We start from the raw sequence: 13,243 nt of genomic DNA, 5'->3' as shown, positions 1-13,243 counted from the left end.
ACACATATAACTAAAATTGTTATAGGTGAATTTTTTAGGAAGAATGTAATGCGATGTGTAAGCTGTTGTTTTCAAAATTTAGTTTTTTATAGTTAAAACTCTACTAATCCTATAGACAAAGTTAATTTTATTATAATTAAAACCAAAAGTTTATTTAATTTTTTTGAAAAGAATGAGTAGAAAGATGATTTAAGTAAAAAGTAAAGAGATTTAAAATATTGATTATCAGTTGTTTGTTTTGAGTTTTAAAAATAAAAAAGTAAATGAAAAATGTGTTGTTTAGGCAGTTTTTACTTTCTTTTTTTAGGTTTAATAGTTGAATAACAGATACAAACCCGACAGTCCCGAAGCCTCGGGATAAAACCTGTTGGGTTTAGATGTAGATTATTTTCGCAATAAAAAAGAATGAATTGCCTCCAGCTTTAACTGGAGGTAAAAGATTTAGAAATAATCTAGGCTTTAGCCAAATAATAAGTTTGACTAAAGTCTTTTTTTCTTTTAAATTATAAACCTCCAGCTAAAGCTTTAGGCAATTGAAAATTGAAATTCATTCCTTTAGGAATGTTTCGTCGGTAGAATTAAATTTAAATAGCGGTTATACGTTCTGTAGGAACGTTTGATTAATTGCAAAATGTGCTATTTCTATACAACAGGTGTCCCTACAGGACACAATACGTAACAATACAATTTTTTTCTACCGATGAGATATTCCTAGCGGAATAATTTTTAAGGTTTAAAAAGAAAAAAAGCAATAATCAATGTGATAATGATATTAAATACTTGAGCCGTTAAAAATGCTATTAAAGGTTTCCTGCTATTGTGATGCAGTAAATCTTTAAAATTAGTTTCCAAACCAATACTCGTAAATGCTAAAGCAAACCAAAGACCCTGCAGATTTTTTAAACTTTCTTTTACTTCATCGCGAGTTTCGGGAGCAATCAAAAACGAAAAAACAATTGAAGCCGCAATAAAACCTATGACGAACTTTGGAAAACGTTCCCAAATTACACCAAGCGTTGGTTTTGAATTCTTTACTTCAGAAGATTCATTGTGCGTATAAGTCCAATAAATGGAAATGGCAAAGGCCGCTAAACCCAATAAAACGTTTTGAGAAAATTTGACAATTGTACTTATTTTTAAAGCCGTTTCGCCAACCAAAGTTCCAGATGCGACAACAGCTCCAGAAGTATCAATCTTTGCCGCCAAGCCAGGCTCCTGTAACTTCTTCTGGAAAATTAAAATGACTCGCAATTAGTGGCATAAAAATCATCATTGGAATAGCGGTAACCAAAACCATCGAAATTACATAAGATAATTTTTTAGAATCTCCTTTTATCGCACCAGAAGTTGCAATGGCGAGCAGAAACACCGCAAATAGAAACCGCACTCGAAATCATCATGGTCAATTCATCATCGACTTTTAGTTTTTTACAGAGCCAGAAAGCAAAATACCAAACCGATAAAACCACAACCAAAGCTTGAATTAATCCTAAAGATCCTGCCTTTAAAATATCCGAAAAAATTACACTTGTTCCCAGTAAAACCAATCCGATTTTAACAAAGAGTTCTGTTGATAAAGCGTCGCGAAACCATTCTGGAAGTTTGAGGAAATTCCCAATAAGTAATCCAATTACTAAACTGAAAATAACGGCTTCCAGATTTAGTGCTTTTATTGCTGTATTTCCTGCAATTATCAATGCAAGAATTGTGAGAAAGTAAATTACAGGAAATCCGAAAAGGAAATTCTTAACCGATTTTCCAACTAAAAAAGTTCCAATACTTCCAATAAAAGTGAAATAAATAAATTGTAAACCAATGATTTGAAGATTTTTTATTTCGAAAACATTGTTGGTTAAATCAGTTGTATTCGTCCATTTGAAAACGGGAATTTGAGGAAGAAAAATAAAAAGAGAAATTCCGATTATAAGAAAGCCTAGAATAACGACAGTCCAATCTTCGTGTAAAGTAAATTGTTTTGTTGAGGTTGACATTTTATGTTTTTCTTTACTACAAGGTTTAGTAAACCTTATAGGTATTTTTAATTAGTTATTTAAAATCAGATCGACAAGGTTATTGGATATCTTATAACAAAAATTAATAGTAAAATCATCATTTTGAATTGCCTTCAGTTAAAGTTGGAGGCAATTTATAATTATTGATTTCCTGCAAGGTTTCTAAAACCTTGTAGGTATTTGATTCGTTATTTAAAGTAAACCTACGAGATTTTGGAAAGTTTATAATAGAACAAAAGCAGTAATAAAATCATAATTTCTGAATTGCCTTCAGCTTTAGCTGGAGGTTACAGGTCTAGTTGTAAAAAGGCTTTAGCCGAATAAAAAGTTTGGCTAAAGCCCTTTTGCTTGTTAAATTTTAACCTCCAGCTAAAGCTGGAGGCAATTTATAATGATTGATTTGTCGCAAGATTTCCAAAATCTATCGGGTTTTGTATTCACAATTATAAATCAACAAAGTATTTCTGTTTGCCAAAATCGAATTCATAGTATGTTAAATTAGGCCAAAGCGGTTTAATTAAACCTTTCTCCCAATTTTGTAAAGCAGTTTGTAATTCTTTTACTTTTGCTGGATCTTTTTGCGCGAGATCTGTTGTTTCAGATTTATCAGAGGCAAGATTGTAGAGCCATTTTTCATGCGTTTTACCGCTTATTACTAATTTCCAATCACCGCTTCTAATTGCTTTTGCATCGCCGGAACGCCAGTATAAATCTTTATGGGCTTCTTTATTTCCGTTTACCGTTGCAATCAAATCTACACCATCATAAATTCGGTCTTTTGGAAGATCAGAACCAATCGCAGAAGCAATTGTGGTAAAAATATCTAAAGTACTGACAGGGTTTTTGTAAACTGTATTAGGCTTGATTTTTCCCTTCCACGAAAGTGCAAAAGGAACATTTATACCGCCTTCAAAATGAGAAAATTTACCTCCTTTTAATGGTGCATTTGTGGTGGCAAATGTATAATCGGCGCCGCCATTGTCGCTGGCAAAAATGATTAAAGTATTTTCTTCTAGACCTTCTTTTTTTATTTTCGCCCGAATTCTCCCAATTGCATCATCTAAAGCACTGATCATGGCAAAATAAACGCGTTTGTTTTCGTCTTTTACATTTGGAAAACGATCGTAATACTTTTTGCGAACCTGAAATGGCGTATGTGGCGCATTAAAAGGAATGTACAATAAGAAAGGCTTGCTTTTATTTTTATCAATAAAGGTTTCGGCTTCTTCGGCAAATTTTTCTGTTAGATATGCTTTTTCATCAATTATGGTGCTGTCTCTGCGGATTTGACCAATTCCAACACGTCCTTTTCCCCAAATCATCTTATCAGTAAAATCTTTATGATGATGATTAATAATATCTGGATTATCGTCTTCTGGAGCAAATAGAGAGAAAGCCTGATAAAACCCGTAATGATAATCGAAACCACGTTCTAAAGGAAAAAATCCTTTATTATGTCCTAAGTGCCATTTTCCAATAATACCAGTATTGTAACCTTCTCTTTTAGCTAAATCAGCAAAAGTGATTTCAGATTTTGGTAAACCTTGTGTTGCAATTGACGCCTCATTTGGATATTCGATTTTATCATTTAATCTCCAATTGTTGGTATTGAGCAAATACTTAAAAGCATAATATTCTAAGTTGTTTTTTGGATAGCGATCTCCAGGCTGATATTCATGTCCAAAACGTTCTTGATATCTTCCTGTAATTAGTCCAGCTCTAGAAGGCGAACAAATAGAGGCAGAAGCATATCCATCAGTAAAAGTAACTCCAGAAGCGACCAAATAATCTATTTGCGGTGTTGGTGTTGATTTTCCGCCGTAGAGCGAAATATCATATTTTCCTAAATCATCGGCAAGAAGAATAATGATGTTGGTCTTTTTTCCTGAAACAGAATCTGTGGGAACTTTGGAGGATAAAAATTCTTTTTTTCCTTCAGCAAGTTTTTGATCTTCCTTAATTAAAGTTCCATTTGTATTAATAGGCCAAAAGAGGAAAGCGACAAGAATGAGGAGAATTAATAAAATGGGTATAACAATTTTGGTTATTTTTTTCTTGGTTGACATATTTTTGGGTTAGTTAATTTTTAGATTATGGAAACTTTGTCAAAGTTTAGGTTTTGTGCTTAATACGTATTTTTGTCATTTCGACGGAGGAGAAATCTCCGCAAGAAGCTCCGCAAAAATTGGCGATTTTGATTGCGGAGCTTCGACTCCGCTCAGCTGACAAACTGTGCGATTTGAGTACTTAAAGCTTACGTTCAATAAGTTTTAAATGCTACTTCGAAGCCAATGCAACATCGACTTCATTTTTCAAATCGTTGATACCTTCTTTTTTAAAGACAATTTTTCCATCTTGATATAAAATTAAAGTTGGAAAAACTTTGATTGTTTTTAAATCGGCAATAACTTGTGGACTGTCTTCCAACTCTATTTCGACCACTTTTAAAGCGACTCCGTATTCTGTCCTGATGGTTTCTAAAACAGGTTTTACTTTTTTGCACGGCCCGCAGTATTTGGAACCGATATCTACCAAAACGGTTTTATTATCGGCAATGATTTTATTGAATTCTTTTAAGGATAATTTACTTTTGAGATTGGAATAAAAAGGTTTTCCGTCGCCGATCCAATTAGCAATTCCGCCTTCGAGACTATACGCTTCTTTAAAGCCATTTTTTAATAATTCTTTTTCTAAAGCCACACTTCTTCCGGCTCCGATTGAGTAAATAAAAACGGGTTTAGATTTATCCAATTTTGAGGCATATTGCTCATAATTTTCAGATTGAAGATTAAAGTTTACAGCGCCTTCAATATGATTCAAGGCAAATTCTTCTGGAGTTCGAGCATCAACAATTTGTGGATTTTGTTGACTTTTTATTTTGGAATAAAAAGAATCTAAAGACAATGAACTGTGATTTTCATTTTGCGAAAAAGCGACAACTGCCCAAAAAAAGGCAATTGCTGTTATACTGGTTTTTAAGATTTGATTTTTCATAGAAATACTAAGCTTGTTCTAATACTGGTGAAGGAGTTTCCTCTGCAGTAACTGGTTTTGATTTTAATGGAAGTGACAAAACGCCTTCAGCCAAAGCACTTCCTTCTTTTTTAGATTTGAATATTGGCCATAAAAATTGGGCGTACCATTCTTCTTGTTTGTATGATTTTGTTCCGTAAGATTCTGGAAATTTACGAGTGATCAATCCTGTTCCGAAGATTACATCCCAGATAAAAAACATATTTCCGAAGTTTCCTTTAAAGTGTCCAACACCATCTCCGCTGGTATCTGCGTGATGCGCGTGATGTGTAGCCGGAGTAGAAATTAAACGCTCTAAAACCCATGCAATTGGATGTAAAACTTTGTATTTGTAAAATGGTTTATCCCAAGCAATACTAGAGTGCGCACCCAAAGTGATGAAACTTTTGATTACCAAAACAAATAGAGCTGGTAATCCTAAACCTAAATACGTTAAAGTTGCTGTCAAATAAATTTGAGAAAAGAAAACCGTATAAATAAAGTTCTGTCTAGACGCCATAGCCATTCCCATGTATGGAGCAGAGTGGTGTGTTCTGTGAAAGCGCCATAAAAACGGAACTTGATGATGTAATCTATGGTACCAATACTGCGTTAAATCGTCGGCAATTGCGATCAGGAAAAATCCTCCCCAAAATGGAACCCATGATAAAGAATTAGCCGCATTTGGTAATAAATAAGGTAAAGCGGTTAAGCTGAAAAAAGCAATTACTGGTGGTAAAAGTACTTTTGGGGCTAAGAAACTTACGATATCTATCTTACGTTCTTCGCCTGTCCATTCGTCATCGTATAAACCTGCTCGCAAATTCTATAACTCCCAAAACAAGCATAAAAACAATTAACCCCCAGGATCTGATGTTTGCAAAAACAGGTTGCGCGAATTCTAAAAATGCTGGAAGTGTAATATGTGATTCACTAACAGCACCGCCTGTTAATTTAAAATATAGGTAAATTGCCACTACGGGCAGAGAATAAATAAAAAAGCTTATTATTAAATCTCTCGTTAATTTTTCTTTCTGAACTATTGCCATGATTTCTTATTTTAAAAATTGATTAATTAATGCTAATCCTCCAGCCAGAATTGCCAGTGGAACTAAAAATAGAATTGTCCCAACGACAATTTTTTTTCCTATTATTTCATAATCTACTCGTTTCATATCTTTCTGAATTTAAATGCTTTAATATAAAATTAAATAAAAATAGTTACTAATTCTATGGAGTTAGTAGAATTTTGTTATTTGTTTTTATCCTGCAAAGTTTCCAAAACCTTGGAGGTATGACTTTCAAACTTTAAAATCACTTAAAGATTTTGCAATTTGACTTTAAACCTACAAGGTTTCCAAAACCTTGCAGGTTGTGATAATCTAGTTAATTGGTACTTCCTGGTTTAGTGGCTTGTTTAATTAGATCTGAAACTGTTTTTCCTTTATCAGCTCCAGTATTATGGATTCTTCTGTTGTAAACGTCCTGCCAGTCGATGAATGGGTAAACATTATTTTCCTTAGCCTGTTCATCAAATAATTTTTGAAGTTCGGCTAGTTTTTCAGGATATTTTTTAGCCAGATTATTACGTTCGTTAAAATCTTCGTTTAGATTATATAATTCCCAAACATCAGCATCAAAATTGCTTTCGGCAGGTTTTTCGTTTTTACCAAAAGCTTTTTTTACTGCAAATGAATCTGGAAGGTGCGCTGCTCCAGCTTTCCATCCATCTTTGTAAATAGCCCTGTTTCCGAAGATATAATAATATTGAACCGTGTGTAAAGATGTCGCTTTCGGATTGTCTATAGAAGCCTTGAATGTAGAACCCTGAATGATATCTTGTTTAATTCCTTTGATATATTCCGGCGCTTTGATTCCGACAATATCCAAAGTCGTTGGAAGTAAATCTGTAACGTGGCTGTATTGGTTTCTAATACCTCCTTTATCTTTAATTCCGTTTGGATAAAATACAATCAGCGGATTATGCGTGCCGCCTTCAGATTGTGCATCTTGTTTCCAGTTTTTAAAAGGAACATTAGTTGCCTGAGCCCAACCTAATGGGAAATTTGTATTCAAGCCTTTTGGTGTACCAATTTCGTCAATATTGGCTAAGTTTTTCTTCAGGTTTTCTTCGTCAGAAACACCTTGAGAAAACAGGTTTTGATTAATTGTGCCTTCCGTAGTTCCTTCTTTACTTGCTCCGTTATCTCCAATGGCAACAAAAATTAAGGTGTTGTCCAGCTGTCCGCTTTCTTTTAAATAATTTACAACTCTTCCCACTTCATAATCGGTATAAGTTAAAAATCCAGCGTAAACTTCCATAAAGCGGGCATATACTTTCTTTTGGTCTGGAGTTAGTTTTTTCCAATCTGTAAGCGACGGATTGCGTTCTGGCAGAACAGCATTTGCGGGAATAACACCCAATTTCTTTTGGTTTGCAATAACTTCTTCGCGATAAGCGTCCCATCCTTTGTCAAACTTTCCTTTGTAAGGATCACTCCATTTTGTGGCTACCTGATGAGGTGCATGCGGCGCTCCTGGTGCATAGTATAAAAAGAATGGTTTTCCAGGCGCCGCTTTTTGCTGCTTTTGAATATAGCTGATCGCTTTGTCAGTAATTAATTCATTTAAATGACGTCCGTCTGGTTTAATATGAACTTGATCTTCTACTAAATCAGGATTGTACTGATCGGTTTGTGAACCTAAGAAACCGTAAAAATGATCGAAACCTTTTCCTGTCGGCCATCTGTCAAACGGACCAGCATCTGATGCTTCTTCGTCTGGTGTTACGCCATATTTCCCCACAGCAAAAGTGTTGTAGCCATTTTCACGTAAAATCTCTGCAATTGTTCCTTTATCCGAAGGAATTCTTCCGTCCCAGCCTGGAAAACCAGCTGATAAAATAGTATGAGAAAATCCGCTGACGTGAACTCTTCCTGAATTTCTTCCCGTTAACAATGCCGCACGTGTTGGGGCACAAATGGCAGTAGTGTGAAAATTGGTATAGCGTAAACCATTGTTTGCTAAATTATCAAAAGTAGGAGTACTGATTAAACCGCCAAAAGTACTTGCGACTCCAAATCCGACATCATCCAATAAAATCCAGACAATATTTGGCGCGCCTTTCGGAGCTTTTATCGGCTCAGGCCAATATTCTTTAGAATCGGCCAAAGTTTTACCAATCGTTCCCTTAAATTCTGTTTTTTCTTGCGCAAATCCGATCTGGACTGCCAGAAAAGCGGTAAACAAAAGCCCTTTTTTCGAGCTTTTAATTACCAGGTTATTTTTTAAATTTCTCATTTTATAGTTTTTTTAGTTATAAGCTTTTTTCATAATCATATTTTTTAAACACATAGAATCATACGTTTAGAATTTGTAAAATGCGTTTCACTTGTTTAAACGCACATAGTAATTCTATGAGTGAGAAATAGGTTTCTTTTTAAATTCTTTTTATTTAAAAAAAATCTATGTTTCTATGTTTTAAAAATTAATATCCAGGGTTCTGCGGTAAGCCGTCAGGATTGATATTGCGCTCGCTTTGAGGAATCGGATACAGATTATTTCTTTCTGAAACAGAGTTTTTAGCCGTTACTTTTTTCACTTCAGTAACCAATGTTCCCCAACGAACCAAGTCAAACCATCTTTGTCCTTCCTGAACAAATTCTTTTTTACGTTCTTCCTGAATCGCGACTCTAAAAGTCGTCTGATTTAATCCGGATAAATCTATCGCCGCATCGGGCGTTGTAATTGGTTTCCCAAAAGCTCTTCTTCGTATTTGGTTGATTAATTCGTAGGATTCAGCAGTTGGTCCGCCTTGTTCATTTATCGCTTCCGCTAAAGACAATAAAATATCGGCATAACGAATAACTGGAAAGTTGATTGCGACATTTGCAGGTGTTGCCAGATTGGTTAAATCCAAGTATTTTTTGAAAATTGGTTTCGGAAATGTATAAAGTGCTCCCGTTGTTGGATTCAATAATTGTTTGGCATAACTCACATCCCTTCTTTTATCTCCAACGGCGTAAATGTCATAAAACAACGCTACGTCTGAGATAATATCTGCGGGCTCTGTTGCCGTAAATCCAGTAAAAGTTGTTGCTTGAAAAGTACTTCCGCTAGAACCATTTCCTGCTTGATTTGGTTCAAACTGTACAGAAAATATATGTTCTTTTCCATTCTTTTTCGTTTTAGTAAAAATGTCCTGAAACTCTTCAAATAAAGCATATCCGTAGCCGCCGTTAATTACTTCTCTGGCTTTTAGAATAGCATTCGGCCAGTCTTTTCTAGTCAAATACACTTTTGCCAAAATTGATTTTGCGGCTCAGAAGTTGCACGGCCAGCATCTGCAAGCAGAGTAAGTTGGAGGCAAAGCTTCAGCGACAGTCAAATCGGTAATAATTTGAGTGTAAACTTCTTCTACAGTTGCTCTGTTTGTTTTAAGATCTCCTAAATTTATAGAAGTTGCTTCGTGCAAAACAATTGGAACGCCACCCCATAGACGAACTGCCTGAAAGTACAGCAAACCCCTTATGAATTTGGCTTCGTTAATCAATCTTGTTTTGATGACTTCATTACCAGACACTTTCGGAATATTATCAATAGAAACATTCGCTCTGTTTATTCCGGCATAAATTTGTCTCCACGCTACTTGAACACGATCACTAGTTGCATCATGTGTCAAACTGCTCAGCGCTCTAACCTGCGGATTTGTTGCAGAAACTCCGGTCGCAAGCATAATCTGAGCCCATATCTGTTAAGAAATATAGGTTTCTTCCAAATAAACTCTGTTCTCCTGGATCAAGGTTTAGCGATGCATAAACTGCTGTTACGCTTGCCACGGCATCATCTTGTGTGATAAAGTAATTATCTTCGGTTACAAAAGAGGTTGGTGTTACCTCCAATTCTGTGCACGATACAAATAGTCCGGCACTTAATAGAAATGTTATAATGATCTTTTTCATTTTTATATTTTTTTACTTAGAAAGTTACGTTCAAGCCCGAGATGAATGTTTTGGAGTTTGGATAAGAACCAAAGTCAATTCCCGGATATAAGTTGTTTTGTTCGTATGAACTTACTTCTGGATCATATCCAGTATATTTGGTCCATGTAATTAAGTTTTCTGCAGAGATGTAGAATTTTACACTTTTTGTTCCCAGTTTTTTAGAAACACTTTTTGGTAAAGTATATCCCAGTGTTATTAATTTCAATCGTAAGAAAGAGGCATCTTCTACATAACGCTCAGAAACAATTCCTAAAGGAGAACTAGATGCTCTCGGAATTTCATTACTTGGATTTGTTGGTGTCCAGCGGTCATTTAAAGTCGCGTACGCGTTTGTTCCCAGTGTAGAAATTTCTAACTGCTGATTTAAAGCATTGAAGATTTTTCCGCCGTAAGATCCTTGGAAAGAGAAATTCAAATCGAAATCATTATATGAAATTGTATTACTGAAACTTCCAACAAATTTCGGCTGAGAAGTTCCTAGATTTCCTTTGTCAAGAGCATTTATTACACCGTCTCCGTTAGCATCTACATATTTTCGGTCGCCCACTCTTGTGTTGGCCAAACTGTTTATTTTTGGCTGTGTATTAACTTCCTCCTGAGTTTGAAAAATTCCGTTTGTTTTATATCCCCAAAAACTTCCCAAAGGCAGACCCACTTTTACAATAACGGGTTGTTGCTGTAATAACGAACCGTTTGGAACTACAGGAAAAAACTCGTTTACACCATTTCCTATTGAGACAACTTTATTTTTATTAGCAGAAAATACAATGTTGGTATTCCATGCAAATTTTTCTGTTTTGATGTTTTCCGTTGTCAGACCAATTTCAATACCTTTATTTTCAACACCACCAATATTTTGAAGAACCGTTGCATAACCTGAACTCAACGGAACAGGAACGTTGATTAACAAATCGTTTGTTTTTTTGTAATACACATCAAAAACAAAATTGATTTTTCGGTCTAATAATGATAAATCCAATCCAATATTATATTGATTTGTTTTCTCCCATTTCAAATCAGGATTTGCCAATCGGGTAGGAGCCAATCCTGTGTATAAGGTACCTCCAAAAGAATAATTTACAGAGCCCATTGAAGCAAGAGAAAGGTAATTTCCAATTTCTTGATTTCCTGTTGTTCCCGCAGTAATTCTAAGTTTTGCTTCGGTTACACCTTTTATGTTATTTGCAAATTCTTCGTCAGTAATATTCCAAGAGAATCCAGCAGATGGAAAATAACCCCAAAGTGATTCCGACCCAAATCGTGAAGAACCATCGGCACGTCCTGATAAAGTGAAGTTGTATTTTCCTTTATAAGAATAATTGACTCTTGCCAGCCATGATTTTAAAACACTTTCATAAGCATCGCTGTATGGTTTTACGGCTATTCCATCTTGCGCCGCATTGTACGTATTAGCATCATTTACAAAAGTCTGCGCTCCAGCATTTACCACTTCACCTTTTGTGTACTGAAGTGTGTAACCTCCTAATGCTGAAAACTTATGGCTTTCGCCGAAATTAGTATTATAATTTAATGTGTTTTCGTTTAAAACAGAACTTACAACTCTTTCGCCAATCGAAGCCAAACCTTTAGTTCCTGCACCATTTGATATATTTGAAGGCGCATAATAATTTTGTTTGGTATTTAATACATCTCCGCTCACGGCAACCTTAGCGGTTAATTTTTTAGTGATTTTGTATTCACCAAATAAACTAGTCAGGATTCTGTTTAGTTTGGTTTCATTAATGGTGTTTTCCAAATCATTAATCGGGTTAGAAACGTAACCGTTTACAGAAGTAGCGTAAGGGTTATTCGTTACATTGTAACTTCCGTCAGGATTTTTTATAGGAACAACCGGCGCTGTCAATAAAACACCCACTAATGGATTTGGATTTCTTCCGCCACTCTCGCTTGCGCCGACACCGTTTGTAATTGAATTGGTGTAATTAGCATTTACTCCAAACTTGAAGTTCTGAGAATAATTTCGTTCATAGTTAACACGAAGAGAAATACGTTTAAAATCGCTTCCCAATACAATTCCATCTTGGTCAAAATATCCTGCAGAAATTGCGTATCGAGATCTTTCATCGCCTCCAGAAAAAGATAGCTGATGATTTTGAATTGGAGCGACTGTTACAAATGCAACGAGACTGCCAGTCGTAATTGCCAGAAGTTTTTAAGGCTTCAATTTGGACATCAGAAAAAGAAGGAGACTGACCAATACTTGCCTGAACATCATTTCTTAAACCTGCCCATTCGCTGGCATTCATCAGCCTAAGTTTTTTGGAGATATTTTGAAATCCGAAATAACCTTGATACGAAATATTGTCTTGGCCTTTTGTTCCTTTTTTAGTGGTAATAATTACAACACCATTAGCACCGCGAGATCCGTAAATTGCAGTTGCAGAAGCATCTTTAAGCACTTCCATAGATTCAATATCCGCAGGATTAATTGTAGACAGCACATTTACACTTGCACCAGCATATGCTACTCCCGTAGAACTGTTGCTGTTATCATTGTAAATCAAAATTCCGTCTACCACATAAAGTGGCTCATTACCTGCAGTGATAGAGTTGCCTCCTCGAATACGAACGCTGGAAGAAGCGCCCGGGCGGCCTGAACTTTGTGTAACTACAACCCCGGCAACAGCACCTCTTAAAAGATTGTCTGCAGAAGAAGTTACCTGAGATAAATTGGCTTTTGGAACAGATGCTACAGAACCTGTTATGTCTTTTCTTTTTTGGGTTCCGTAACCTACAACTACCAATTCGTCTAATTCTTGTCTTTCTTCTTTTAAATGAATAATAACTGGATTTTTTTCAACTATAATTTCCAGCTTTTTATATCCAATGTAACTTACTATTAAGGTGTATGGAAATTTCTGACCTGTCTGAAAATAAAATTTTCCTTCAGCATCCGTAACAACTCCGTGAGTGGTACCCTTAATGTTGATAGAAGCACCTATAATTGGTTGATTTGTAATGTCATCCACAACAGTTCCGTCAAGTTTAGACTGGATTAAAGGGATAGTATTTTGGGCTTTTATTCCCGCCGTTATTAAGAGGAGAAACAGCGGTATGTATATATTTAACTTTTTTTTCATTTCTTTGTATTGGTTTTAAGTAATTAACAAGACGCCCTGAGCCCTGTTTTTACAGCACTCTAAAAGTGTTCTTGATTTAGTGATAAATGTTCTTTAAGCCTTGCCATTTCTGTTG

General features: G+C 35.4%; 12 protein-coding genes. All 12 read right to left on the bottom strand.

All coding sequences use genetic code 11. The features are described from left to right. Positions 1–726: 726 nt before the first annotated feature. Positions 727–1,206 (bottom strand): putative sulfate exporter family transporter, encoded by a 480-nt coding sequence (locus tag ACZZ95_RS25820; protein WP_463471278.1) that lies wholly within the window; start codon positions 1,204–1,206, stop codon positions 727–729. Positions 1,207–1,319: 113 nt separating this feature from the next. Beyond that, positions 1,320–1,991 carry a putative sulfate exporter family transporter gene (locus ACZZ95_RS25815; protein ID WP_463471277.1) on the bottom strand — a complete coding sequence of 224 codons (672 nt, stop codon included), beginning with the start codon at positions 1,989–1,991 and terminating at the stop codon, positions 1,320–1,322. A 464-nt stretch (positions 1,992–2,455) separates the two neighbouring features. Further along, positions 2,456–4,078, bottom strand: coding sequence for a sulfatase-like hydrolase/transferase (locus ACZZ95_RS25810; protein ID WP_463471276.1), 1,623 nt, complete (start codon positions 4,076–4,078; stop codon positions 2,456–2,458). Positions 4,079–4,289: 211 nt separating this feature from the next. Next, positions 4,290–5,006 (bottom strand): thioredoxin domain-containing protein, encoded by a 717-nt coding sequence (locus ACZZ95_RS25805; RefSeq protein WP_463471275.1) that lies wholly within the window; start codon positions 5,004–5,006, stop codon positions 4,290–4,292. Between the two features lie 7 nt (positions 5,007–5,013). After that, positions 5,014–5,847 carry a sterol desaturase family protein gene (locus tag ACZZ95_RS25800; protein WP_463471274.1) on the bottom strand — a complete coding sequence of 278 codons (834 nt, stop codon included), beginning with the start codon at positions 5,845–5,847 and terminating at the stop codon, positions 5,014–5,016. Beyond that, the gene (locus ACZZ95_RS25795) at positions 5,825–6,073 is read right to left on the bottom strand and encodes a hypothetical protein (protein WP_463471273.1); all 249 of its coding nucleotides are present in this window, start codon (positions 6,071–6,073) and stop codon (positions 5,825–5,827) included. Before ACZZ95_RS25795 ends, ACZZ95_RS25800 begins: the two co-directional genes overlap by 23 nt. Before the next feature lie 337 nt (positions 6,074–6,410). Continuing rightward, complete coding sequence (locus ACZZ95_RS25790; protein WP_463471272.1) at positions 6,411–8,324, bottom strand: arylsulfatase; 1,914 nt, start codon at positions 8,322–8,324, stop codon at positions 6,411–6,413. Positions 8,325–8,511: 187 nt separating this feature from the next. Further along, on the bottom strand, positions 8,512–9,321 hold the full coding sequence (locus ACZZ95_RS25785) for a RagB/SusD family nutrient uptake outer membrane protein (RefSeq protein WP_463471271.1): 810 nt from the start codon (positions 9,319–9,321) through the stop codon (positions 8,512–8,514). A gap of 24 nt (positions 9,322–9,345) precedes the next feature. Next, complete coding sequence (locus ACZZ95_RS25780; RefSeq protein WP_463471270.1) at positions 9,346–9,759, bottom strand: RagB/SusD family nutrient uptake outer membrane protein; 414 nt, start codon at positions 9,757–9,759, stop codon at positions 9,346–9,348. Further along, complete coding sequence (locus tag ACZZ95_RS25775; RefSeq protein ID WP_463471269.1) at positions 9,719–9,985, bottom strand: hypothetical protein; 267 nt, start codon at positions 9,983–9,985, stop codon at positions 9,719–9,721. Before ACZZ95_RS25775 ends, ACZZ95_RS25780 begins: the two co-directional genes overlap by 41 nt. A 16-nt stretch (positions 9,986–10,001) precedes the next feature. After that, positions 10,002–12,146 carry a SusC/RagA family TonB-linked outer membrane protein gene (locus ACZZ95_RS25770; protein ID WP_463471777.1) on the bottom strand — a complete coding sequence of 715 codons (2,145 nt, stop codon included), beginning with the start codon at positions 12,144–12,146 and terminating at the stop codon, positions 10,002–10,004. Beyond that, entirely contained in the window at positions 12,109–13,128 is a 1,020-nt protein-coding gene (locus tag ACZZ95_RS25765) for a carboxypeptidase-like regulatory domain-containing protein (RefSeq protein WP_463471268.1), read from the bottom strand. The genes ACZZ95_RS25770 and ACZZ95_RS25765 overlap by 38 nt, the downstream gene beginning before the upstream one ends. Positions 13,129–13,243 lie beyond the last annotated feature (115 nt).

It is taken from the genome of Flavobacterium sp. AC267 (genome assembly GCF_979258715.1).
Note: the sequence above shows the minus strand (reverse complement) of the source record. Positions and strands in the feature narration are given on the sequence as shown.

Coding starts and splice junctions, on each gene's coding strand:
- ACZZ95_RS25815 (WP_463471277.1), bottom strand. CDS start 1,991: ATGTCAACCTCAACAAAACAATTTACTTTACACGAAGATTGGACTGTC.
- ACZZ95_RS25810 (WP_463471276.1), bottom strand. CDS start 4,078: ATGTCAACCAAGAAAAAAATAACCAAAATTGTTATACCCATTTTATTA.
- ACZZ95_RS25805 (WP_463471275.1), bottom strand. CDS start 5,006: ATGAAAAATCAAATCTTAAAAACCAGTATAACAGCAATTGCCTTTTTT.
- ACZZ95_RS25795 (WP_463471273.1), bottom strand. CDS start 6,073: ATGGCAATAGTTCAGAAAGAAAAATTAACGAGAGATTTAATAATAAGC.
- ACZZ95_RS25790 (WP_463471272.1), bottom strand. CDS start 8,324: ATGAGAAATTTAAAAAATAACCTGGTAATTAAAAGCTCGAAAAAAGGG.
- ACZZ95_RS25780 (WP_463471270.1), bottom strand. CDS start 9,759: ATGCTTGCGACCGGAGTTTCTGCAACAAATCCGCAGGTTAGAGCGCTG.
- ACZZ95_RS25775 (WP_463471269.1), bottom strand. CDS start 9,985: ATGAAAAAGATCATTATAACATTTCTATTAAGTGCCGGACTATTTGTA.
- ACZZ95_RS25765 (WP_463471268.1), bottom strand. CDS start 13,128: ATGAAAAAAAAGTTAAATATATACATACCGCTGTTTCTCCTCTTAATA.